At 66.0% G+C, this 24,589-nt stretch carries 19 protein-coding genes; 9 read left to right on the top strand and 10 right to left on the bottom strand.

What is annotated here, in order from left to right; genetic code table 11:
* The first annotated feature begins 387 nt into the window (after positions 1-387).
* On the top strand, positions 388-1,092 hold the full coding sequence (locus tag ACRWNM_RS30150) for a hypothetical protein (RefSeq protein WP_431971522.1): 705 nt from the start codon (positions 388-390) through the stop codon (positions 1,090-1,092).
* 171 nt (positions 1,093-1,263) lie between these two features.
* Entirely contained in the window at positions 1,264-2,670 is a 1,407-nt protein-coding gene (locus ACRWNM_RS30145; RefSeq protein WP_431971521.1) for an MFS transporter, read from the top strand.
* An 80-nt stretch (positions 2,671-2,750) separates the two neighbouring features.
* Here the strand turns inward: ACRWNM_RS30145 and ACRWNM_RS30140 are convergent, their stop codons facing one another.
* The 4 genes from ACRWNM_RS30140 to ACRWNM_RS30125 form a co-directional block, all read right to left on the bottom strand.
* Positions 2,751-5,102: a hypothetical protein gene (locus ACRWNM_RS30140; protein ID WP_431971520.1), complete on the bottom strand. Its 2,352-nt coding sequence runs from the start codon at positions 5,100-5,102 to the stop codon at positions 2,751-2,753.
* Between the two features lie 863 nt (positions 5,103-5,965).
* The gene (locus ACRWNM_RS30135; protein ID WP_431971519.1) at positions 5,966-7,747 is read right to left on the bottom strand and encodes an ABC transporter ATP-binding protein; all 1,782 of its coding nucleotides are present in this window, start codon (positions 7,745-7,747) and stop codon (positions 5,966-5,968) included.
* Positions 7,748-7,768: 21 nt separating this feature from the next.
* Positions 7,769-7,924, bottom strand: coding sequence for a hypothetical protein (locus tag ACRWNM_RS30130; RefSeq protein ID WP_431971518.1), 156 nt, complete (start codon positions 7,922-7,924; stop codon positions 7,769-7,771).
* 26 nt (positions 7,925-7,950) lie between these two features.
* Positions 7,951-8,607, bottom strand: coding sequence for a hypothetical protein (locus ACRWNM_RS30125; protein ID WP_431971517.1), 657 nt, complete (start codon positions 8,605-8,607; stop codon positions 7,951-7,953).
* 18 nt (positions 8,608-8,625) lie between these two features.
* Here ACRWNM_RS30125 and ACRWNM_RS30120 point away from each other — a divergent pair, with 18 nt between their 5' ends.
* Positions 8,626-8,862 carry a hypothetical protein gene (locus ACRWNM_RS30120; RefSeq protein WP_431971516.1) on the top strand — a complete coding sequence of 79 codons (237 nt, stop codon included), beginning with the start codon at positions 8,626-8,628 and terminating at the stop codon, positions 8,860-8,862.
* On the opposite strand, the gene ACRWNM_RS30115 is transcribed toward ACRWNM_RS30120, so the two are convergent.
* The 3 genes from ACRWNM_RS30115 to ACRWNM_RS30105 form a co-directional block, all read right to left on the bottom strand.
* Positions 8,853-9,413: a hypothetical protein gene (locus tag ACRWNM_RS30115; RefSeq protein WP_431971515.1), complete on the bottom strand. Its 561-nt coding sequence runs from the start codon at positions 9,411-9,413 to the stop codon at positions 8,853-8,855. The genes ACRWNM_RS30120 and ACRWNM_RS30115 overlap by 10 nt on opposite strands.
* 246 nt (positions 9,414-9,659) lie before the next feature.
* Positions 9,660-10,571, bottom strand: a complete 912-nt coding sequence (locus tag ACRWNM_RS30110) for a class I SAM-dependent methyltransferase (protein WP_431971514.1) — start codon at positions 10,569-10,571, stop codon at positions 9,660-9,662.
* Between the two features lie 287 nt (positions 10,572-10,858).
* Entirely contained in the window at positions 10,859-11,275 is a 417-nt protein-coding gene (locus ACRWNM_RS30105) for a hypothetical protein (RefSeq protein WP_431971513.1), read from the bottom strand.
* Between ACRWNM_RS30105 and ACRWNM_RS30100 the strand changes: the two genes are divergently transcribed.
* Positions 11,274-11,825 (top strand): hypothetical protein, encoded by a 552-nt coding sequence (locus ACRWNM_RS30100; RefSeq protein ID WP_431971512.1) that lies wholly within the window; start codon positions 11,274-11,276, stop codon positions 11,823-11,825. The genes ACRWNM_RS30105 and ACRWNM_RS30100 overlap by 2 nt on opposite strands.
* 278 nt (positions 11,826-12,103) lie before the next feature.
* On the top strand, positions 12,104-12,910 hold the full coding sequence (locus ACRWNM_RS30095; RefSeq protein WP_431971511.1) for an alpha/beta fold hydrolase: 807 nt from the start codon (positions 12,104-12,106) through the stop codon (positions 12,908-12,910).
* Between the two features lie 13 nt (positions 12,911-12,923).
* Here ACRWNM_RS30095 and ACRWNM_RS30090 read toward each other — a convergent pair whose 3' ends face one another.
* A complete protein-coding gene (locus ACRWNM_RS30090) occupies positions 12,924-13,229 on the bottom strand; it encodes a hypothetical protein (protein WP_431971510.1) in 306 nt (101 codons plus the stop codon).
* A 388-nt stretch (positions 13,230-13,617) separates the two neighbouring features.
* Positions 13,618-13,986 carry a hypothetical protein gene (locus ACRWNM_RS30085; protein ID WP_431971509.1) on the bottom strand — a complete coding sequence of 123 codons (369 nt, stop codon included), beginning with the start codon at positions 13,984-13,986 and terminating at the stop codon, positions 13,618-13,620.
* A gap of 423 nt (positions 13,987-14,409) precedes the next feature.
* Between ACRWNM_RS30085 and ACRWNM_RS30080 the strand changes: the two genes are divergently transcribed.
* Positions 14,410-19,872 carry a carboxyl transferase domain-containing protein gene (locus ACRWNM_RS30080; RefSeq protein WP_431971508.1) on the top strand — a complete coding sequence of 1,821 codons (5,463 nt, stop codon included), beginning with the start codon at positions 14,410-14,412 and terminating at the stop codon, positions 19,870-19,872.
* A 328-nt stretch (positions 19,873-20,200) separates the two neighbouring features.
* On the opposite strand, the gene ACRWNM_RS30075 is transcribed toward ACRWNM_RS30080, so the two are convergent.
* Positions 20,201-20,848: a TetR/AcrR family transcriptional regulator gene (locus ACRWNM_RS30075; protein WP_431971507.1), complete on the bottom strand. Its 648-nt coding sequence runs from the start codon at positions 20,846-20,848 to the stop codon at positions 20,201-20,203.
* Between the two features lie 134 nt (positions 20,849-20,982).
* Between ACRWNM_RS30075 and ACRWNM_RS30070 the strand changes: the two genes are divergently transcribed.
* The 3 genes from ACRWNM_RS30070 to ACRWNM_RS30060 all read left to right on the top strand — a co-directional run bounded on the left by ACRWNM_RS30070 (position 20,983) and on the right by ACRWNM_RS30060 (position 24,512).
* A complete protein-coding gene (locus ACRWNM_RS30070) occupies positions 20,983-22,296 on the top strand; it encodes a saccharopine dehydrogenase family protein (protein WP_431971506.1) in 1,314 nt (437 codons plus the stop codon).
* Between the two features lie 68 nt (positions 22,297-22,364).
* Positions 22,365-23,039, top strand: a complete 675-nt coding sequence (locus tag ACRWNM_RS30065; RefSeq protein ID WP_431971505.1) for a transporter — start codon at positions 22,365-22,367, stop codon at positions 23,037-23,039.
* A gap of 171 nt (positions 23,040-23,210) precedes the next feature.
* Positions 23,211-24,512 carry an NAD(P)/FAD-dependent oxidoreductase gene (locus ACRWNM_RS30060; protein WP_431971593.1) on the top strand — a complete coding sequence of 434 codons (1,302 nt, stop codon included), beginning with the start codon at positions 23,211-23,213 and terminating at the stop codon, positions 24,510-24,512.
* The last annotated feature ends 77 nt before the right edge of the window (positions 24,513-24,589 follow it).

Here is a 24,589-nt window from a genome sequence, read left to right as displayed (position 1 = left end):
TCCGATTGATTGCAGGCGGCTATCGGCAACGTGCCATCTGGCATTCCGAAGTGCTTCTGGCAGTCGGGTTTTCGCCCCAACGGCCGAAGGTTCGGTCGAGGGCGGACGTGACGCAGGTCAAGCCATTGATACCTGAATCAGGCGTCAAGTTCAAGTGTTTGCCGGAAGAAAACCGCGCTGTGTAGAAATTTGCCCGATGGGGTTGACGCCGCCGTGCGGCCTGCTGCATCTTTAGTGCCCATACCACTTAATGAGCGCTTAGTGATGGGCCTGTAGGCCCGGAAAGACCGCAGTTGCCGATTCCGCTGTCGGCGTCGACTGCGTTGCGCTGGTGCGCATATGGATCTCTCGAACGGTCGGTTCGAGGTATCGAGAAGAAGGAATCCTATGAGGAAAACTATCGCGGCCTCCGCGCTGCTTGCCGCCGCACTGGGTGTCACGGCAGGCACGGGTTCGGCCGCGCCGCTCGATCGCAGCGGTGCGGTGAACTACACCGCGTCGGTGGTCGATCGGTCCATGGTGATCAGTGCCGACGCCGGTTCGCTGGTGGTGGAGGAGGGGGCGCTGAAAGTCAAAGCCCCCAATGGTTCGGTGTTGGGCGGGTCGGAATTGTCGTTCCGGGTCGATGATTTCGTGTTCCCCATTGCCGCGGAAATCCGCGACCGCACGGCCACGCTGACCCCGCAACTGGATCTCGAGCACGCGGCCTACAAGCCCGTGGCTCTGCCGTACGAGGATCAGGCGCCGTGGAAGACGCAGTACGACCGTGAACAGGCCGCCTGGGCGCGGCTGTCATCGACGATCCTGATGGGCGCGACGATCGGCACGACCGTCGGCGGCATCGGTGGCGCCGCGGTCGGTTGTGTGCTGGGCGGTATCGCCGGGGCCACCGTTGCCTCCGCGGCGATCATCGGATTGTTCGGCGCGTTCATTCCGGCCGCGGCGATCGGATGTCTCGGTGGCATTGCTGCCCTCGGCACCCTCGGGACGATCGCCGGTCAGCTGCTGATAACGGCCCCGGTCGCCATCATGGCGGCCGTGCAGTACTTCACCACGATCAACCAACCGCCGCCGGCCGCTCCGGCGAAGTAGTTCCCGAGCGGGATACTCGGCCCGGTGTACCGGGAGGCCCTGTCCAGTCTGTCGCATCGACTGGGCAGGGCGCTGCCGTGTCAGAGGAACCAGATCGCCTCGGCGTGTTCGCGTGGTTCAGTGAACGCGATGCTTGACCTCAACGATGGTTGAGCTCGTAGCGTGAGCGGCGTGACGGATACAGCGACGACTACCAGCAGCACCTGGCGGGAGCTGCTGGGCCCGAAGAACCTCGGGGCGTCCACGGTGCTGGCCGGTGGCGTCGCGCTGTACGCCACCAACGAATTCTTGACGATCAGTCTGCTGCCGAGCACCGTTGCCGAGATCGGTGGCCAGCGCCTCTACGCCTGGGTGACCACGGTGTATCTGGTTGCGTCCGTCATTGCGGCCACCACGGTGAGTGCGACTCTGGCCCGACTCGGGCCGCGGTGGTCGTATCTGGCGGGGCTGACCGTGTTCGGTCTCGGCAGCCTGATGTGTGCGGTGGCGCCAACGATGGAGTTCCTGTTGGCGGGACGGACAGTGCAGGGCGCGGCTGGCGGCATGATCGCGGGTCTCGGTTATGCGGTCATCAATTCGGCTCTTCCACAGTCCTTGTGGACGAAGGCCTCCGCGCTCGTCTCGGCGATGTGGGGAGTCGGTACGCTGCTGGGCCCGGCCGCCGGAGGTTTGTTCGCGCAGTTCGGTTCGTGGCGTTGGGCTTTCGGTGCGCTGGTGGTCCTGACCGCAATCATCGCAGCGCTGGTGCCGTTCGCGCTGCCCGCGCGCACGGGTGAGCTACCGCGGACACCGGACCGAATCCCGGTGTGGTCGTTGCTCCTGCTCGGTTCGGCGGCGTTGGCGATCAGCGTTGCAGCCATCCCGCGCAATGTCGGCTGGACCGCGGCCCTGCTCGTAATCGGGGCAGGCCTTGTTGGCACGTTCATCGTCGTCGATCGCCGGATGACGGCGGCGGTGTTGCCGCCCACGGCATTTCGGCCCGGCCCACTGAAGTGGATCTACCTCACGCTCGGCATGCTCATGGCCGCCACGATGGTCGACATGTACGTGCCCTACTTCGGTCAGCGGCTCGCGCATCTGGTGCCGGTGGCGGCGGGCTTCCTCGGGGTGGCACTGGCCATCGGTTGGACGATCAGTGAGATCGTGAGCGCATCGCTGACGAGGTCGCGCGCGATCGTGCGGACCGTCGCCGTCGCACCGCTGGTCATGGCGGGCGGCCTGGTGTTGGCGGCGTTCGGCCAGGTCGACGACGCGTCGGTGGGGATCATCGCCCTCTGGGTGGTGGCACTGCTGATCACCGGCGTCGGCATCGGTATGGCGTGGCCGCACCTTTCGGCGTGGGCGATGGGCTGTGTCGACGACCCCAGTGAAGGTGGCCGCGCCGCCGCGGCGATCAACACCGTTCAGCTGATCTGCGGCGCCTTCGGCGCGGGCTTGGCCGGGGTGGTCGTCAACGCGACCGACACAGGGGGAGCGACGCCCGCACGCTGGTTGTTCGCGGCGTTCGCGGTCCTCGCTGCGTTGGGCGTAGTGGCGTCTATGAGAAGTGGCAGTCGGACAGGTCGACCGACACCATGACTTCGTAGAGCCGGGAACCGCCCGGAAGCGCCCAGGCTTATCAGCGTGCAGGCACTTCCCGGCGTTCCGCGGTCGGCGGATCAGAGATCTATGAGATCTATTGCAAGACTGGTCAATTCGTTCTTGTAGGTCGAAATGACGCCGACCATCGAGGCGGACTGGGATTCCTGCGTCTTGATGATGGTTTCGAGGACCATCACCTTCCGCCGAAGTTTCGCGATCATCCGCGCCTGGTCGCTGATCGTCGTCGCTTGGTCGCGGATGACCGCCGCCGCGCTCTCACCGGCGGCGGGAGCGTTCCCGTCGGCCAGTACGACTGGACTCGAATACCTCACCAGGTCCCCGGTTCCGTTCGGCACCAAACCCACTTCCTTCTCGGACTCGAGAGCCGAGACGTCTTCGGCGACTGCTGCTACTTCGGCTACTTCACTCTCGGAGGGATCGGCCTCGTCGTCGGCCATGTGCTCGGTCTCACCGACGGCTTCACCCTCGATTACCTTCTCACTTTCCACAATCGCTACCTCTGCCACGGCCACCGGCTCTTCCTCCGGCTCCGCCGTGTCCTCAACCGCGGGCACTTCCTCAACTGCCGCGGGCACTTCGGCCACTTCCGCCTCGAAGGGCTCGGCCTCATCCACTTCTTCGGCTACATCGACCGCACTCACCGCGGCCACGGTCTCGTCCGCAGCGAACGTCTCGCTTTCGACCGCCTCCACCGCGGCGACCGCTTCGGTCTCGGCATCCTCCGCGGCGTCGGCTGTCGCTTCTTCCTCGGCGACGACCGCCTCCACCACCACCACTACCGCCGACTCCGACTCGGCTTCGGCCGGCTCGACTTCGATCACGACCTGCTCCTCGTCGAGCAGCGACTCGGCTTCGATGACCTGCTCACCCTCGGCAACGGACGACTCGGCCGCAGCCGCTACGGCCTCGGCCACCTCCTCGCCTTCAGCCGCTTCTTCGCTTTCGGCAGCTTCTTCGCTTTCGGCAGCCTCCACCGCGGCGACCGCTTCGGTCTCGGCGCCTTCCTCGGCTTCAGCTGCTACTTCTTGGTCGGTGACAGCCTCGACGCCCATCACCGCAGACTCGGTAGTGGTTTCGGTCTCGACCGGTTCGGCTTCGGTCACCACCTGTTCCTCGTCAACCACGGACTCGGCTTCGGCGACCTCTTCACCTTCGGCAAGAGGCGGCTCCGTCAGCTCTGCCTCAGCCACCGGCCCCGCATTCGAAGCCTCCTCGACCGCAGGCGCTTCCACGGCGGTCGCCTCTACTTCGGCCACTTCCCACTCGAGGGGTTGGGTCCCACCCTCTTCTTCCGCTACCTCAACGGCATCCACCTCGGCCTCGGTCTCGTCCACAGCGGGCGCCTCGCTTTCGGCAGCCACCTCGGCAATAGGTGACTCCGTCGCCGCAGCTGCCTCGACCTCAGCTGCTTCTTCCTCGGCGACGACCGCCTCCACCACCACTACCACCGACTCGGCCTCGGCCGGCTCGACTTCGATCACGACCTGCTCCTCGTCGAGCACCGACTCGGCTTCGACGACCTGCTCACCCTCGGCAACGGGTGACTCAGCCGCAGCCGCCACGGCCACCTCCTCGCCTTCAGCTGCTTCCTCGCTTTCGGCAGCCTCCACCTCGGCGACCGCTTCGGTCTCGACCGCGGCCTCGGGATCGGCTTCACCCTCGCCTTCAGCAGCCGCTACCTCCGATTCCTCGGCAATCTCTTCGGTCTCAACAGCCGACCCGGCGTCCGACGCCTCACCCTCGGCTGCTGTTTCCGCTTCAGCGTCGACGGCAACATCACCGGCATCCTCTGCCGCAACCTCGGTCTCGGTGGCAGCTCCGCCGTCCGCAGCCACCACCTCCGATTCCTCGGCCGCGTCCACGATCTCGGCTTCGGCTTCGGCTTCGGCTTCGGCAGCCGAATCGGCCTGCGGCACGTGACCTTCGCCCGCAGGCTCGGAATCGGCGGCTGCCGCCTCCAGTTCGGCTGTGTCCCCTTCTACTTCGGCCTCGGCGGCAACTTCGGCCTCAGCGGCAGTTGCTTCGACAGCCGGCTCCTCGGCGGCGGACTCACCCTCGACTACCGTGGCTTCGGCCTCGGCAACCGGCTCGTTCTCGGCAACCGAGGATGCAGTTGCCTCGGGTGCTACGTTTGCGGTCTCCTCCCCACCTTCGGCAACGGTGTCGTCCTCGGCCACCGCTTCCGCAACCTCCTTCGCCGCTTCACCTTCAGCAACCGTCACGTCTTCCTCAGCCGTCGGTTCGCCCTCAGCCGACACCGCGTCGCCCGCTGCGACAGACGCTTCGACCTCGGCCGCGGTAGCGGTCCGCTGCTCGGCTACCGCCCCCTCGCCCGCGGTAGCTGTCGTCGTCTCCTCGGCGGAGGCCGCGTCGTCCGTGATCGTCACCCGGACGTCGGGAGTTGTCATATCTGTCTGGCCTTTCGAAAAGTTGTGATCGATTCCCGGCTCGCCATCCCGGCGGCCATGCCTTCGTACCGAACCGAGGTTGTCGCTGTCCGAATCCTGCGGTGCCGGTGTGGAATTCAGCGGAAGCGCATGGACATTGTTCGGTGCCTGGGAGCCCTGATCACCAACCGTCGGCATGTCTCGAGCGGCTTCACCCGGTCGCGGCACTCCACGAAGGCGTTGCGCGGCCCATCTCGCGAAACTCCACAACCCGAACCGTCCGCCGAGCATGGGCCTCTCCAACGAAGCCATCACTGCCACACCACATCCCAGGTCTCCAACCAGCCCGAACGTCGGTACTGTAACGGTCGTGCACGAAGTCGGCGAGACAAACCACGAATGCTTCAGACAGTCGTGACCTGCCCGAGATCCGACGCGGCGCGCGGCGCGGAATCGCGTGGACTGTACAATGTAAACCGTTGAAGGCGTGTGCAATCCGAGTCGGTGATCGGTGTTGTAGTAGGTGCCTGGTCGACGACGGCACGTTCGACGGATCATGGACCGCACCCGTCCGCGGGGCATCACGTACCGAGCCGGCCGTCAGATGCGCAGACGAGCGAGATCAATACCAACCACGGCGAGACCCTGTGGTCGCGGCCCGCGCTGACCGGCCGCCGATTGCTGATGCTCGTGACACGACCACACTGCCCTGACGGACGCATCCATTCTTACTCGGATCAGCGACATCAAATCTATTAGCTGAATATTCGCTCATCGGAAACCCTGCGGCGCGCGCAGCGTGGATGAACAGGCTATCGAGCTCCGGCGAACCGTCTCGAAGTTCCCACGTGCTTACGGCGGGATCCAGCTCCAACGAACTCCGATCAACGGGCGACCACGTCCTCGCCGAGGAATCCACCCGACTGGTGCCGCCACAGCTGCGCGTATGTTCCTTGCGCACAGAGCAGCTCCTCGTGTGTCCCCTCCTCGACGACTCGCCCGTGGTCGAGCACCACCAGCCGGTCCATCCCGGCCACCGTACTCAGCCGGTGCGCGACGACCAGCGCCGTACGCCCTTCCATCAACTCCCAGAGCGCTTGCTGCACAAGCAATTCGCTTTCCGAGTCGAGGGCGCTGGTGGCCTCGTCCAGGAGCAGGATGGGCGCGTCCCGCAGGATGGCCCTGGCCAGCGCGACCCGCTGGCGCTGGCCGCCGGACAGTTTCACGCCGCGCTCGCCGATGAGTGTTCCCATACCCTGTGGCAGCGCGTCGGCGAACTCGGTGACATGCGCGGCCTCGGCGGCCCGCAGGATCTCCTCGTCCGTGGCGTCCGGGCGCGCGAACCGGATGTTCTCGCTCAGGGTCCGGTGAAACATGGCCGGATCCTGTGGCACGTAGGCGATCAGACTGCGCAGATCCGCCTGCCGCAGCCGGGTGATGTCCTGCCCGCCTATGCGTATGGTTCCGGATTGGATATCCATCAATCGCAGTAGCAGTTGGGTGATGGTGGTCTTGCCGCCGCCGGATCGTCCGACCAGGCCTACCCTGGCGCCACTGGGCACGTGTAGATCCAATCCGTGGAACAGCTGCCGCGCACCCCCGTGCGTGAAGTTCACTCTCTCGAACCGCACGTCGAAGTCCCTGGGCCGCAGTGCTTCCGGGCGTTCGGTATCGAGCACCTTCGGTTCGTCCAGCAGTAGTTCGGTGAACTGGGCCGCCTCGGTGAGCACGGTTTCCAACCGCCGGTAGATCTGGTTGAACCGGAACATGATCCCGGTGGCGTTGAAGTAGTAGGTGAATGCCACGACAATGGCCTCCACCCCGGCATTTCTGCCGCTGAGGCTCAGCGCGATCAGCAGGCCGATCACGTTGGTGAGCACCACCAGCGGCGCCACCAGCGTGTCTATCCGCAGGTTCGCGTAATCCCAGGAGCGCAACGACTTTCGCCGCGACGAGGCGACCCGCCGCCGATGCTCGGCGGCCTCCTGCGGTTCGGCAGCGAAGGCGCGCACCACCTGCATATTGGCCAGGCTGTCGGCCACATGCCCGGAGACCTGCGCAATGGCGGCCTCTCGGTCGTCCACGAGCTTCTGACGGCGCTGAATCAAAGGAATCATGACCAGCGAGGTCGCCACGATCATCCCCACCAGCACGACGACCAGCACGGGGTTGTAGCGCCACAACACGACCGAGGCGAACACCAGCGGCACCAGTGCCGCCAGAACCTCGAAGGCGAGGGTGTCCACGAACTGTTCGAACCGAGCCGCGAAGCTGAGCGAGCGCTTCGTCAGCGAACCGGCGAAGTTGTTGTGGAAGAACGCCGCGTCCTTGGCGAGCAGCTCGTCCATGGCGAGTATGTACAAGTGCTCGATGCCGTAGGCGTCGACTCGGTTCAGGCAGTGAATCCCGATGCGCCACAGCAGTTCCGCGAGCAGCAGGGCGCCACCGAAGGCGAGGATGTACGAAGCCAGGGCCCCGAAACTCGTATCCCCGGTCACCGCGACCCGGCCGACCACCATGGCGACGATCAGCGGTGCGATGTACAGGTTGCAGATATTGCCGAGTGCCGGTGCCAGCAGCGCCGGAATCGTCAGGGCCTTGCGAGAGGCCATCTCCCGGCCATAAAAGCGCAGCACCAGCTTGACCGCCGTTGCGCGTGAACTCATGCTCCCCCCTCACGTCTCGAATCAACGAGCGATACAGGTGAGCAATGATCCCGCGTCCAGGCGGGTTACCGCCAGCGAATATCCGCCGATCGCGAGCCGGGGCCACTCCCGTAACCCGCAGGGCCAGTCGAAGCCTGCAAGTCCGATGTCGATGACATCGGCGAAGAACACGGCCACCGCGTGCACACCATCGGCCGCGGTCGTCAGGAGTTCGGCCCGGCGGGTGTTTGCACGGCTATTTCGCCACCCAGTCCGTAGCCGCCGCTCAGTTGTAGTCCGTCACCGCTCCAGAACCGTCCGGGGTCATACCAGTTGGGGCTTCGGTGTTGCGGCAGCAGTCCCATCGACTGGTAGGTCGCGGCCACGATTTCCGCGCAGTACGCGCTTTCCAGCTCCTGGGCGGCCGCTCGGCTCGATCGGCGACGCGGGAGCCGTACTCGGCCGCGTAGCCAGCGTCCGGCGAGACCGGCAGTGGAAGGGAAGGGGGTTCCGTCGAGTCGGGCGATGGTGCGCAGCAAGCTGTCTTCCATCTCTTGGGTTGCCGGACGGTTCAATTGGCGCAACCAGGCCTGCTGACCGTAGCGGTGTGCCCACACCAGTACCGCGTCGCGCAGGTTGTGTAACTGAACGCCGCGGTGCGCGACTCCCGTCCACATGTCGGGCAGTGATCGGCCGAGTTCCGCGTGCCAGATCAGCGCGGGCAGATCGTCGAGCACGACCGACATGCCGACATGGTTCACCGGACTGTTCGTCGTCATCCGAATCGCACGGTCGGCTGCCGAGTGGCCACGGAACAGCCAGATGTCGCCAGTTCTGGTGATCTCGAGCGCTCGATCGAGACTGATGCTCGTACCCGTCATGGACGTAGCCTATGCGGTATGAGGTGGTGGAAGGCAGTGGGATTGGCGGGTGCGGCCGGTGTGGTCGCGACCGGTGTGGTGGTCGTGCGCGCCGAGCGCCGTCGCCGTGCCTACACTCCGGACCAGGTCCGAGAACAACTGCACAGGCGATTCGCCCAGGTGGCCTCGTCCGAAGCGGCCGCCGAAATCGCCGCGCCAGTGACTCGGGACGTCGTCGGCATCCGCGGGCGCATCCGCCGTTTGTTTCAGCGGTGACTACAGCCGGGGGATAAAGAAATACAAATGTCGCGCCAGGCATCCTGCGTCGGCGCGAACCGCAGGGCCACCGTCTGGCCCACGGAGGTGCGCTCGCGTGTGATCGCCAGAACACCGGGGCCGACCACGACGTCGAGGCGTTCGCCTTCCCCATGGGTAACGCCTGCGTGGTCACCGGCGGTCGTCATATTGAGCGGCGGATAGGCGAGGGCGAGAACCAGCGTGCCACTCGGCACATCGACGAGCCCCATTGGTTGGGTTTCGGTACGTGGCTCGTGTTCGAGGTCGTCGTCTGGAATCGGGCGGACGCCCGGCTCGACCGGTGGTGAGATCCAGAGGGTTCCGTCATCGCTGCGACGCACCTCGTGGTGGCCGTCACCGTGGGCTTCCTCGACGTAGACGCGTAACCCGTCGAGCACCAGTTGCGTGCTGCCCTCGGTGGCGAGCTCGTCGCCGTGGACGTCCCAGCCGCCGAACCGGGCCCCCGCATCACACAGCACCAGGAAAAGCCCGTTGTGCACGGGATTTCGGATAGATCCAAGGTAGTTCACGATGGGTCAGCCTACGGCCGGGAATCGCTCACCGTTGACCTCCGGCTCATAAGTGATCGGCTGGCTGCGGTGGCCGTTTCGAACCACTGTGCGGCATTTCCGGGTGGTTGGCGTCAGATCGGTTCCCGATCTAGGTTCGGCGATCCGCGATGGAGGTATTGCGAACCGTACTCGACATCCCGCACGGGCCATTCAGCCGTCACCGTCACCGATCTCAGGGCGTTTCGAGGTGCCTGTCCTGTGGGTTCACCGGTGCTTCTCGGCGGATACGTAGCGCGCCTCCCGCATCCGGTCGAGCAACTCGGCGGGCAGGTCGTCGGGCAAATCGGTGATCGGGCGGCCGTAGGCGGCGGCCAGGTCGAAGGGGGTGGCGCGGTCGACCGACCAACCGTGCCGCGACAGCCAATCCCCGGGTTCGGCGCGGGCGTCGTCGTACCACAGGTCACGCACGTTCAGATTGCCGAACGGGTTGCTGTTGCTGCCGAAGAACTTTTCCTCCATGTCGAAGTGGCGCTGGTCCACGCCGCGGCCGAAGTCGTCGATGGCCACGCAGCTGCCGGGCGCGGACAGAGCGTCGATGCGTTCGAACAATGCGTCGTGTGCCGGACCCGGCAGGAACGGCAACAGCCCCTCGGCCGACCACGCTGCCGGCTGTCCCGGATCGAAATCCGCGGTAGTGAGCGCGGCGGGCCAGTCGTCGCGCAGATCGACCGCCAGCGCACGCCGATCGGCCGTGGCAACCGCACCGTGATCGGCGAGCACCCGGTCCTTGAACTCCAACACACGTGGCTGATCGATCTCGAAGACGACCGTGCCCGCGGGCCAATCCAGCCGATACGCTCGTGCGTCCAGACCGGATGCCAGGATCACTGCCTGCCGCACACCCCGCTGCCACGCCGCGGCGAAGAACTCGTCGAAGAACTTTGTCCGGACCCCCATGAACCGCCCGAACAGACCGATTGCGCCCACCGACGCAGGGTCCTTCAGCATCTCCAGGAAGTGCGGTTCACCCGCGGCCTCGACAAACCACGCCGCATAGTCGTCGTGGATCATCGGCTCGCGATCGATCGTCTCGAGTGCGCGAAACGTGGCGACGCCCAGGGCGGTGAGACCCACGCTCGTCACGATGTCCCAGCTGTCTCCGTCCGTTCGCATCAATATCACCCCATGGTGTCAGCGATCATCAGAGCCCTGCTACAGCGGAGCCAACGCCCCGCATCCACCCCATCGATCTTCCTCTCATGGAGAACCTCCGGGCAACGCCCGACTCTGCGCCCCACGATGACACCGCGGGTAGCGGGGGTATCTCGAGTAGATGGCACTGTCGGGCGTTCCACGATCATTGCGCGCTGTCGCTGTGCCCGCTTCGAACAGAACGCCATAACCCCAGGTCACACGCTCGCTTCACGACATTGCCGGAGCTCTGGCCGACCGATTCTCCGTCGTCAGGGGTTCATGGTTGCCGGATATTCCCCGGTGGAGTGCTCAGATGTCGTGCTGAAGGCGGTCAGTTCGGTCTGATGTCGGATCACGCTGCCGTCGACGTATTCGACGACGGTCATCGGTGATGGCCCAGCGGTGCACCACCGACGGCCCGTCACGGATCCGGAACGGATAGCGCAGCGGCGCGGTGCTTCGAGTCGCCAGAGATAATGCCGCATGGGATTTTTCAAGCCGACATGCCCGGTGGGGGAGATCGAGCGGCTGTGGGTCGAGGAGATGTTGAGCTGGTGCGCAGCGCAATTCGGACCAAGGACGCTGCGAACACCGGTGATCCTGCCGACTTCGGACTTCTTTCCGGACGCGTACTCCGGCACCGAGCCGGAGGTCCGTTCCTTGGTCGAGCGCGTGAGCGGGTACATGGGTGTCCGTCGGGATCGCATCGTCGTAGAGGTCGACGCGGACGGCGATGTGCTGCCCGACGATGTCGCGTTTCTGGAGGGTTCCTCGCACGGGGAGGCGGGACACTACCGCCTGGAGCGCGGCCGCGCGGTGGTGTCGCTCTCGATGTCCCAGATGCGCTCGCCGGTCGCGTTGATAGCGACCGTCGCCCATGAGCTGGCGCACGAACGGCTGCTCGGCGAGGACCGCATCGTGCCCGAGCGGCATGATGGCGAGCAGCTCACCGATCTGGTCACCGTGTACCTGGGGCTCGGCGTCTTCAACGCCAATGCGGCGTTCCAGTTCTCCCAGAGCCGCCACGGCTGGCGATCCCAGCGGCTGGGCTATCTGTCGCAGCCGATGTTCGGCTACGCGCTCGCCTGCTGGAGCGTGATGCGCGGCGATCCCAGACCGCTGTGGGCCAAGCACCTCGACACCAACCCCCGCGTCTACATGAAACAGGGCCTCAAATACTTGCGAGCGAACCCCGACCGAGTCGTCTGCTCGCCCGGAATCGGGACGCCAGGATGACAACCATCGGCATGTTCACAGCCGCCATAGTCGGCTTCCGCTGCCCACTGAAGCTCGAGGCCATCTGCTCCCGATAACCTTGTGCGACACTGACGCTCGTACTCATCAGGGCCTCAGCCGTTGTCTTACACGAATGACAACCAGCGGCGCAGGTCTTGCCCTGCTCGCGGAAATGGCGGATTCGGGTGTCGTCTCGCCCAGGTAGTCAGCACGTCGAGCGGACGTCTGCGATCGACGGGTTCCGGCTGGCTTACGACCGAATGGGGGCTGGAACCCCGGTGGTTTTGCTGCACGGGTGGCCCAGCGACAGGACCGAATACCGCGACGTGGTCCCGCTCTTGCCGATGCACGACGTCGTCGTGCCGGACCTGCGCGGCTTCGGCGCATCCGACAAGCACCTCGAGGACCCTTCGACTCAGTACAGCGCCGACGCGCAAGCACGCAGCGTCATCGGACTCATCGAGGAACTGCAGCTGGACAGGCCAGTCCTCGGCGGGCACGACATCGGCAGCAGGATCGCGCTCGCCGTGGCGCGCCAGCGTCCAGATCTGATACGGGAACTGGTGCTCACGCCGCCGCTGCCGGGCATCGGTGAACGGATCCTCTCCGTCGAAGCGCAACAAGAGTTCTGGTACGTGTCGTTCAACCAGCTCCGGCTTGCCGACGAACTCATCGACGGCAAGGCCGACGCCGTACGCGCCTTTCTGCTCCACTTCTGGTCGCACTGGTCCGGACCCGACTTCGTCCTTGCCGAAGATCATCTCGATCACCTTGTCGCCGTGTACTCCCGGCCGGGTGCCTTCACAGCATCCCTGGCCTGGTACCGAGTCGGCGCAGGAGGAGTCGCCCGCATCGCCGCCGAACGCGCGCCCGAGCCGACCCAGCGCCTCGCCGTACCCACCACTGTGCTCTGGCCGGAGAACGACGTGTTGTTCCCCAGGAGTTGGGCCGATCGGCTGACCGATTACTTCGCCAACCTACGGGTCTGCCACGTCGACGATGCGGGGCACTTCATTCCACTGGAGAGCCCGCGAACGTTCGCCGCCGCCGTGACCCGAGCTGCGACGTTCTCTACGCCCTGCTGAAAACCGAACAGCCCTACCGCGATCCAAGATCGGTCGCCGCTCGAGCATCGGTGCGCACGAGGTCATAGACATAGGATCGTTCACCCTTGCGACTCACCCACACGCCCTCTGGCGGAAGCTCGCCTTGCCCGGCCTCGTCGAACGGGCGGCTCGACACCTCATCGGCCGCGTCGCACACCACCCAACCGAAGCCGGGCAGTCGGCGACACCAAATATCGAGGTCGACCCGCTTATACGACGGGAAGCCATGCGCTTCCCCGTCACGGTCGAACTCATAGGTCAACCCATCGACGCGTCGCACGAACTTCACACCAGACATTCCGCTATCCTCGCCGACCACCCCGGACACATCAATCAGCGCGCACCTGGACCAGCTGATCGCGCCGTGGCGCTCGCTGGTCGGGTCGGAGGACGACCGGATCGCATACGCCGCAGCTGCCCGACAGTCCGGCGCGATCGCCAGCGACCTCTCTGCACCCGACTCCTACGACCCTGAACTCGACGACTACGAGCTCAGCCTGGAAGACGCTGTCGTCGACGACTGACTACCGATACCAGCGACGCTCACGGAGTCGGCGCAGTGTCGAGTCCTGAACCCCTTCGTTCCCGAAGCAGCGAAATGGGCACTCGCACGGCGGATGGGTATGCCGCTCGTCCGGATGTCCTGGCAGGCGCGACCAGGGCCTCGACCATCTATCCGCGGAGCGTCAGCTCGCTGTTCTGTCCGTGTTCAGGCTCGCCGCGGCGAGATTCCGGGCGGCGAAACCGGCGATGGTGCATGCCTGGCGCGCATGGGCCTCTGGGTGCGCGGTGCGCTGTTCCAGCGCGGCACGGATCCTCTCCAACGATTCGGTGGCTTCGCGGGCCGCTCGGCGTAGCACGGTGTACCGGTGGTCGAGCTCGCGGTAAGCGAGGTCGATGTTTCGGTAGCGACGGTGCAGGTCAGCGATGTGGTCGAGCAGGTCCTCTACCTCGCGTGTGGTGAGGGTGAGGTGGGGATGTTCCTCGCCCGAGAGGATCGCCTCACCCGCGATCTCGGCACAGCGAGCGTGCAGTACATCGAGGATGTCGGGCACACAGATCACCTCCCACACTGCGGTGGAGCGTTCCAGAGCTTCTCGGGCGCACTTCCGACGATCGTAGACGGCCCGCTGTCGCGTGGCCCCGGAAAACCAGAGAAACCTTCGCGAGAGAAGCATTGTAGGTCAACACATCTGGCAAGTGGTGGACTCGAGTCTGCTCGGTGGGTCTCGAAGACCTGGAACGCTACGACATCGAGAGGCGATACCTATGACGTATACCGACGCATTCGAACAGTTCCGTCGGCCGCGCGCCGAGGAATTCCTCGACTGCTGTCATAACCTCAGGGGAGACATTGCCCACGATACGCGTGGGTAACAGCCGCACGCTGTGCACCTGCGGAAATGGAGGTGCACACTACGCGGGACCGGTAGTCGCAACCCGCCCGACCGGGCCAGTGCTGGGAAAGGAGCCGGCGAGTGTTCAACCGCATCGCCATCGTGAACAGGGGAGAGGCCGCCATGCGCCTCATCCATGCCGCCCGAGATCTGGCCGCGGAAACCGGGCTACCGATCGAAACCGTCGCCCTGTACACCGACGTCGACCGGAACGCGACGTTCGTGCGCGAAGCCGACATCGCTTACGACCTCGGTCCGGCGTCCGCGCGCCCGTACCTGGATCTCAAGGCACTCGAGCGCGCGCTGGTCGCCACCAAGGCCGACTCCGCATGGGTCGGCTGGGGTTTCGTCGCGGAGGACCCGGCGTTCGCGGAGTTGTGCGAGCAGATCGGAGTCACCTTCATCGGCCCGAGCCCGGAGGCGATGCGCAAACTCGGCGACAAGATCGGCGCGAAGCTGATCGCCGAGGATGTCGGCGTGCCGGTCGCGCCATGGAGCCGCGGTGCGGTCGAGAGCGTGGAAGACGCCTTGGCGGCCGCGGCCGAGATCGGCTACCCGCTGATGCTGAAGGCGACCGCGGGCGGCGGTGGCCGCGGTATCCGTGTGATCACGAACGAAGCCGAACTCGTCGACGCCTACGAGCGCACCCGTCAGGAAGCTGCCCGTGCCTTCGGCAGCGGCGTGGTCTTCCTGGAGCGGCTGGTGACCGGCGCCCGGCACGTCGAGGTTCAAGTCATCGCGGACGGCCAGGGTACCGCCTGGGCACTCGGCGTCCGCGACTGCTCGGTGCAGCGGCGCAACCAGAAGATCATCGAGGAGTCGGCGTCGCCGGTGCTGCTCCCCGAGCAGACCGCCGAGCTCAAGGCGTCGGCCGAGCGGCTGGCGATCGCCGTCGGCTACCGCGGCGCCGCGACCGTGGAGTTCCTCTACCACCCCGGTGACAAGCAGTTCGCCTTCCTCGAGGTCAACACCCGCCTGCAGGTCGAGCATCCGATCACCGAGTCCACCACCGGTTTCGACCTGGTCCGGGCCCAGCTGCTGGTCGCGTCCGGAGGCCGGCTCGAGGGCGAACCTCCGGCGGAACGCGGGCACGCCATCGAGGCCCGGCTCAACGCCGAAGACCCCGACCGCGATTTCGCGCCCGCCCCTGGCCGCATCGCGCGGCTGGATCTGCCTGCCGGGCCGGGCATCCGCGTCGACACCGGAGTCAGCGAGGGCGACACGATTCCCGCCGACTTCGACTCGATGATCGCGAAGATCATCGCCTACGGCCGCGATCGTGACGAAGCGCTGGGCAGGCTGCGCCGGGCACTGACGGAGACCAGGGTCGTCATCGAGGGTGGCGTGACCAACAAGAGCTTCGTGCTCGATCTGCTGATCCAGCCCGAGGTACTCGATGCCAGCGCGGACACCGGCTGGATCGACCGTGTTCGCGGCGAAGGCCGTCTCGTGTCGCACCGCCACTCCACCATCGCGCTGGCCGCTGCCGCCATCGACGCCTACGAGGAGGAAGAGCGGGTGGAGCGGCACCGCCTGCTGTCCACGGCGTCCGGCGGCCGGCCTCAGGTGCAGCACGAGAGCGGTAGGCCGCGCGACCTCAAGTTGCGCGGAGTCGGCTACCGCGTGCGCGTCGCACGCATCGGTGCTCATCGGTTCCGTGTCGGTGTCGAGGCGGGTGGCGATATTCGGACCGCCGACGTGGATCTCGAACGCTTCGATCGGCACTCCGGGCAGATCGTCGTCAACGGTGCCCGGTACCGCGTGATCACCGGCACGCACGGCCCGATCCACATGGTCGACGTCGACGGTGTGGCACATCGGATCAGCCGCGACGAGGGCGGCGTCGTCCGCTCCCCGGCCCCCGCGCTGGTCGTCGCCACGCCGCTGCAGATCGGCGACGAGGTCGAGGCAGGTGCGCCGGTCCTGGTGCTGGAAAGCATGAAGATGGAAACCGTGTTGCGTGCGCCGTTCCGGGCCCGGCTGAAGGAGTGCGGTGTATCCGTCGGCACTCAGGTCGAGACCGGCGCGCCGCTGCTGCGGCTGGAACCGCTCGCCGAAGACGACGAGGACTCGGACACCACGGCGGTCGGCTCGGTCGAGCTGGATCTGCCCCGCGAGTCCGCACCGGTTCAACCGCATGTGCGTCTGACCCGCGGCCAGCAGGATCTGCGCAGCCTGCTCCTTGGCTTCGACGTCGACCCGCACGACGATCGCCGAGTGGTCGACGACTATCTCGTCGCGCGCCGGGCCGCCATCGCCGACAACCGCAGGCCCCTCGCCGAGGAACTCGAGCTCGTGCAGGTGTTCGCCGACCTCGCCGAACTGAGCCACAACCGGTCCTGGGACGAGGACGGCGACCAAAGCCACGTCCACAGTGCCCGCGAGTACTTCCACACCTATCTGCAGAGCCTCGATGTCGAGCGGGCCGGGCTGCCCGCGTCATACCAGGCCAAACTCGGCAAGGCGCTCGAGCACTACGGCGTTACCGAGCTGGAGCGCACCCCCGACCTCGAAGCCGCGGTCTTCCGTATCTTCCTCGCCCAGCAACGTCCGGCCGACACCGTCACGATCATCACGACATTGCTGCGCGAGTGGCTGCGGGAGCCGGTGCCGGACAGGGCGCTGCGCGAGCCCGTCGGTCTGACGCTGGAGCGGCTGGTGGCCGCGACACAGGTGCGCTTCCCCGTCATCGCGGACCTCACTCGCGGGGTGGTGTACGCCTGGTTCGGCCAGCCGTTGCTGCGGCGTAATCGCGCCCGCGTGTACGCCGATGTCCGCAAACACCTGAGCCACTTGGACGCGCACCCGGAGACCCTTGATCGCGGCGAGCGCCTCGCCGAGATGGTGCGGAGCACCGAGCCGCTGGTGCGGCTGCTCGGCCAGCGGCTGGCGCGCGGAAGCGCCGACAACACGGTCATGCTGGAGGTGCTGACCCGGCGGTACTACGGCAACAAGGGCCTTGCCGACGTTCGGACCCGTGAGGTCGGCGGCTGCGCGTTCGTGATCGCCGAGCGTCGAGGTCTGTCCCTGGTCTCCGCCGCCGTGAGCTTCGACGCCCTCGCCACCGTCCTGCGCGGGCTCGCCGAACTGGCGAGCGGCGCCGCGTCCATCGAGGCCGACATCTACCTCGGCTGGGAGAAGCAGCCGGAAGACTTCGATGCGATGGCCGAGGCTTTGCAGCAGGCGCTCAGCGCACAACCGCTGCCGAATCAGGTGTCCCGAATCACTGCGACGGTCGCGGGTAGCGGCGGTGCGGTGATGCACCACCACTTCACCTTCCGTCCGTCGGCCACCGGATTGGCCGAGGAGCGGTTGATCCGTGGCCTGCACCCATACATCGCGGAGCGGATGCAGCTGAAGCGGCTGCGCAAGTTCGACCTCACCCGCCTGCCGTCCTCGGACGAAGAGGTCTACCTGTTCCGGTGCCTCGCGAAAGAGAATCCGTCGGACGAGCGACTCGTCGCTTTCACGCAGGTCCGTGACCTGGCCGCACTGCGGGAGCAGGATGGCAGGCTGCTCGCGCTCCCGACGGCCGAGAGCACCCTCACCGCCTGCGTCGACGCGATTCGGCGAGCACAGTCCCGGCGGCCGTCGGGTAAACGCCTGCACACCAATCGGATCGTGATGTACGTCTGGCCGCCGCTCGACCTCACCCGGGCCGAGTTGGATTCGATCATCGAGCGCGTGGAAGCCACGACCGTGGGCGCCGGCCTGGAGGAACTCCTCCTCATCGCCCGCCAGCCCGATCCGGAGACCGGCGAGTTGGTCAAGATCATCGTGCGGGTCGCCTTCGACGTCACCGGCGGCACCACGGTGACCATCGGGGACCGGATCGACGAGGTGATCGAGCCGCTCGACGCTTACCGGCAAAAGGTGCTGCGAGCCAGCAGCCGCAACACCGTGTACCCCTACGAACTGACCGGGCTGCTCGGTGAGTTCGCCGAGTACGATCTCGACGACGACCACACGCTCGTGCCGGTCGACCGGCCCAAGGGACGCAACACAGCCGCGATCGTCGCCGGCGTGGTCACCACGCCGACCGAGCGGTACGCGGACGGCGTCACCAGGGTGGTGTTGCTCGGTGATCCCACGAAATCGCTTGGCGCACTGTCTGAACCGGAATGCCGCCGAGTGATCGCCGCACTGGACCTCGCCGAACGGATGCAGGTGCCGCTGGAGTGGTACGCGCTGTCCTCGGGCGCCCGGATCTCGATGGAGTCGGGCACCGAGAACATGGACTGGGTGGCGGCGGCGCTCAAGCGGATCGTCGAGTTCACCCAGGACGGCGGAGAGATCAACATCGTGGTCGCGGGCATCAATGTCGGCGCCCAGCCGTACTGGAACGCCGAGGCGACGATGCTCATGCACACCAAGGGCATTCTGGTGATGACACCTGACTCCGCGATGGTGCTCACCGGCAAGCAGTCGCTGGACTTCTCCGGCGGTGTGTCGGCCGAGGACAACTTCGGCATCGGCGGTTACGACCGGGTGATGGGCCCCAACGGGCAGGCCCAGTACTGGGCGCCGAACCTGCTCGCCGCACGAGACGTGCTGATGTCGCACTACGACCACACCTATGTGGCGCCCGGTGAGCAGGCGCCGCGGCGGTCGCGGACCGACGACCCCCTCGATCGCGACGTCTCCGACTTCCCGCATGCCATGGCGGACAGCGACTTCACGACCGTCGGCGAGATCTTCTCCGCCACCGCCAACCCGGACCGCAAGAAGCCCTTCGACATCCGGACCGTGATGCGGGCGCTGTCCGACCAGGACCACCCGGTGCTGGAACGCTGGGCGGGCATGGCCGACGCCGAGACCGCGGTGGTGCAGGACGCACGGCTCGGCGGCATCCCGGTGTGCCTGCTCGGCATCGAATCGCGAGGCGTGCCGCGGCGCGGATTCCCGTCGACCGACGGCCCGGACACCTACACGGCGGGCACGCTGTTCCCGCGGTCGTCGAAGAAGGCCGCGCGAGCCATCAACACGGCCAGTGGAAACCGCCCACTGGTGGTCTTGGCGAACCTGTCGGGCTTCGACGGCTCACCGGAATCGATGCGGAAGCTGCAGCTCGAGTACGGCGCCGAAATCGGTCGCGCGATCGTGAACTTCCAGGGGCCCATCGTGTTCTGCGTGATCTCGCGCTACCACGGCGGCGCGTTCGTGGTGTTCTCGAAGGCGCTGAACCCGAACATGACCGTGCTCGCCCTGGAAGGTTCGTTCGCCTCGGTGCTCGGCGGCGCGCCGGCCGCGGCGGTGGTGTTCTCCGGTGAGGTCGACACTCGAACCGCGGCGGATCCGCGAGTGCGGGACCTGGAGGCGCGCGCGGCGAACGCGACCGGCGCCGACCGCATGGCCCTGATCGCAGAGCTCGACGAGATCCGATCGTCGGTGCGGGCCGAGAAGCTCGGCGATGTCGCGGCGGAATTCGATCGCGTGCACAATATCCAGCGCGCTGTCGAGGTCGGTTCGGTCGACGCCATCATCAGCGCCTCCGACATGCGCCCACGCATCATCGCCGCCATCGAGGCAGGCCTGCCTGGGTGATCCCACCTGACCTCTCGATTGCTCGCTGCCGGTCGGCAGCGAGCAATCGAGGGCGAAATGCGCATGCAGCGGGACGTCAGCACACACAGAACGGACTCGGTGATTCTGACGCCCCGACGGCTGCTTCCAGCAGTAGCTTCGCGGCCAGTCGACCCGACGGTGTCAGCACCAGGCCAATGCTGACCGTGGCCGAACTCGGCGCCGCCTTGAAATCCGCCGCCGCCCAGACCAAGTGCTGGATCGAGCTGGCGCCTGGGTCAGCCGATATCCCGCCGTCGGCGTCTACCGAGACCCTGCAACGGATCTATCGAGCCCTCTAACGCCCCGGCTACTGCCCGGCGGCGTGCAAGGACGCGGTGCTTCGATGCGTGGCCGCCGCCGGGACAGCGTTGTAGAGCGCCGACATCCAAATGGTGTAGAGGACGTCGACGACCACCTGAGGATCGGCGTATGGTTCGCGGCCGAACGCTTCGGAGAGATATCGCTCGTCCATCCATATCAGGGCGCGGGCCGTCTGGTCGACGTCGGCCAGTTCGCCGATCCGGCCGCGGGCCTGCTCATCTCGGATGTGGCAGGCGGTCGCGTCGATGAAGCGCTGGACGAGTGCTCGATAGGCGCCCTCGACTTTCTCGTCGCTCGCGGCGGCGTCGGACAGCGCGCGCAGGACGGTGCCGTGCTCGACGTAGACGTCGACCAGGCCCTCGAAGGCGCGCCGGGCGTCGGCGGCCGGATCGTCGCCCTGCAGCCAGCGGTCGGTCATCTCGAACAGCTTGCGTCCGGTGTATTCGACGACGCGCAAGGCCAGATCGTGCCGGTCGCGGAAGTGCACGTAGAACGCGGGGCGCTTGAGCCCGGTGCGGCTCATCACCGAGTCGACGCTGATCTCACGAAACGGCCGCTCGCGCAGCAACTGCTCGGCGGCGTCGAGAATCTCGCGTTCGGACTCTCGGGGATCGTGCTTCGGTCGTCGGGCCACGGCCCAATGATACGGGAGAAAAGGCTGCAGTTACATGCCGTCAGTGACATGTTGTCATTGATCACTGTGTCGCGTCCCGGAAAACTTACACAAAGTCATTGACGCGATGTCATTGGACGTTGTAGCTTGCGACCATGACCACAAGAAAAAGGATTGTCTTCATCGGCGCCGCCGGTGAGATGTGTCGTGTCGCGATCGAGCGCTTCGCCAGAGCGGTCCCGAACGGAAACTGGAAGCTGGAGTTGTACGACATCCGGCCCGATGCGCTCGACGACCTGGTGAAGAAGCTGCCTGCGGGGTCGGCGACCGCTGGATCGTTCGACCTCTTCGACGGAGCCGCGCTGCGCGCCGCGATCGACGGTGCCGCCCTTGTCGTGCTGGGCGCGGGGCCATACATCCGCACCGCGGAGCCGGTGATGGAGGCGTGCATCGAGAAGAAGGTTCCCTACCTGGATCTCGACGATGACGAAGCGAGTACTCGCGCGGCACTGAAACTCGACGCCCAAGCGAAGGCGGCCGGCGTGCCGATCTTCGTCTGTTGCGGCGCGTCGCCCGGACTCACCAATGTGATGGCGGCCGACGCCGCCCGCGATATGGACACCGTCGAACGCATCGACGTGTGCTGGGCAACCGGTGACGAGGGTCCTGTTCCGTTCGGGCGCGCGGTGCTCGATCACGCGATCCGAGGTTTCGCCGGACCATGCCACACCTGGGAGAACGGACGCTCGGTTGTCCATCAGACATTCCTGGAATCGGACGTCGTCGACCTGGGCAACTCCTTCGGCGACTCCTACCGGCTCTACGAGTGCGCCCATCCTGAGTCGGTGACGATGCCGCGGCGCTGGCCGGGCGCCGACCGAATTCGCGTTCTCGGCGCGCTCGATCCGGCGCCGATCAATGGCATCATGCGGGGCATCGCCGTGGCTGTGGAGAGCGGCAAGCTGCCGATGGACGACGCCATCGACTTCATCAACGACGTCGTCTGCGACAAGACCGGCTCGCTCAAAGTCTGGCCGCATGCGTTGTCAGGCGTATGGGGCACGGTTCGCCGCCGCGAGATCAAGGCGACAGAGGTGCTGAAGTACTTCTGGTCCGCAGCCAGACGCAAGCACCCAGACTTTCGCGGCATCAACTATGTGCGGGTGACCGGCGAACGCGACGGAGTCGAGGTCGTGTCGATCCGTCGGCTTCCGGTCAGCGGGCCGGGCACCGCGTGGTCGGACATGGCGGCGGGGACCGGATCAGCGACCGCGGCGTTCATGGTGCTGGCCGTGTCGGAGCTGAGCGGCAAGGCCGGTGTCCTCGCGCCCGAGGACTGGGCCAACCCCGAGGACTTCTACGAGGCGCTGGCAAACACCGGCGGTTCACCGCTCACCGACGTCATCGAGGCGGTGGTTCGCCCAAGCACGGTGTTGACTTCCCGCAAGTCGAGCGCCGCGCTGTCCTAGAAGCGCATCCTTCGCGCGTTCCGCGATGCCTCCCCGCGTAGTCACAGAAGGTAACAATGGATTTCACAATGGTTCTGCTCTTGATCGCCGATCTCTGGATGGTCTACGCAGGCTTCGTCTACGGCGCAAGGTTCATCCGAAAATACTCGAACTACCTCCTCGGCATCGAGTGGATCGTCGTCGCGACCTCCGGCAGTAATGTCGTGCTGCTCGGAATTACCGGCGGCGACCACAGCAGCCCGTCGTATCAACTGATGCTCTTCTTCGACGCGTTCTCCAGATCGTTCGGCATCACCTTGATTCTGGTGCTGGGGATGCTGAAAGTCACACACCGGTTCAAGCCTTCACTGGCTGTCGACATCGGCGCGTTCGCGCTCGCCATTCTGGCCGGCGTGTACCTGTCGGTGTTCGCCCAACCGATCACTGCACCCTGGGCAATCTTCTACATCGTGATGAACGCCCTGGCTTCCCTGTTCATGCTCTATGTCGCGTATCGCCTCTGGGCTGTCGGTGAGCGCCGACACGCGGTCTGGGTCGTCATCGCCACGGCCGGCGCGGCCGTGGTCGCCGGGACCTACGACTTCATTCATATCCCAGGAGACGACGAGAACCACACGATCTTCTACATCATCGCGATCACCGTCTGGGCGCTCGAGATGACCGTGTTCTACTACGCCTACAGCGCGCTGCACAACCACAGTGAGCATGTCGACGCCGATCGAGCGAAAGTCGCCTCGGCTTAGCGGCTTTCGGAGGCGGCCTCCTCATCCGCGTGCACGGTCGCACGAGGCCACTCCTCGACGGTCCCTTCGACAACATGGGTGGTATCACCGGCACCGCGCGCGCCGTGTTCGCGCTAGATCAGGCCGGGAAAATCGTTCAATGGAAAAGGCCAATACATGACCAACGATGACATCACTTACTCGACCTTCACGGGCTGGATCGAACCGCCGACGGATTTGCGGCCGCCGCTGGACGGCGACACCGCGTGCGAGGTCGCGGTTATCGGCGGCGGTGTCGGCGGTATGGCGACGGCCTTGCGGCTGGCCGACCGCGGCATCGACGTCATTCTCCTCGAGGCCGAATTCTGCGGCTACGGTGCCAGTTCGCGCAACGCGGGCCAGCTGACCGGCGCCCCGGCCGGCGATCCGCAGATTCTGAGCCCGCTTTACCCACGTCGCTTTCCCAAGGTCGTACGGTTCGCCGAAGACGCCGTCGACTTTGTCGAGAAGGACTTGCTGCAACGGTTCGATATCGCCTGTGATTACGAACAGACAGGCAATGTCGGGGCCGCGTTCTCCAAAGGCCAGCTGCGTAAGGCTCGCCGGATCGCGAAGATCCTCACCAAGGCCGGGGCGCACGCCAAGTTCGGTGACAACGTCGAACTCGGTCTGCCGGATACCTTCTACGGCGGCGTTCTCGAGCCTGTCGGCGGACAGCTCAATCCTGGAAAGTTCTGTCTCGGCCTGCGCAAGGCGGTGATCGAGTCCGGTGCGCGGGTGTACGAGCGCACGCCGTTGCAGTCGATGGACAACAACGGCTCCGGGGCGGTGATCAGCACTCCGAGCGGACGAGTGCGCGCGAAGAACGTTGTCGTGGCGACGAACGCCTACACCAATGAGCTCGGAATCGCGCCGAAGCGGACGGAAACGCCCATCTGGGTCAGTATGGTCGAGACGGCTCCGATCGATCCGGCTCGGATCACGGCAACCGGGTGGACGAGCCGTTCTGGCATCGTGACCGAGCACAATCTGCTCACCAGCTACCGCATCACCCCTCGCAACTCCATCGCTTTCGGGGTACGCCAGCTGCGTATGGGGCGCGGCAGCCTTCCCGCCCGCACGTCCGATCCGGCGGTCGTCGCCGATCTCATCGACGGGTTCCGCGCGGTGTTCCCCTCGCTACAGGATGTTCCGATCGAGCGGACGTGGGGTGGCTGGATCGCGATGACCCCATCGTGGCTGCCGGTCGCCGGGCAAACCAAGCAGGAGAACGTCTACTACTCCATCGCGTGCAACGGCCACGGCCTCGCGCAGGCTCCCTATCTGGGCACGCTGATCGCTGACCTGATCGCGGGCAACGAGTTCCATGACAATCTCGACGCCGTGTGGAGTGAGCGGCGGTGGTTCGGGCCGGGCTTGTTCAAGGAACCGCTGCTGCGTGCCACGTGGGCCGCTGATCGCCTGGCCGATCGCGTCACGAGGCCGAATCATTGACGCCGACGTCGTAGTCCGGCGATGCGGCTGGCAGCCGCGTGTCGCGGGGCGGCCCCAGCGGTAACCCCGGCCGTCAG

This window comes from Nocardia sp. bgisy134 (genome assembly GCF_965341865.1).
GTDB lineage: Bacteria > Actinomycetota > Actinomycetes > Mycobacteriales > Mycobacteriaceae > Nocardia.
This window is presented reverse-complemented; position numbering and strand designations above follow the sequence as displayed.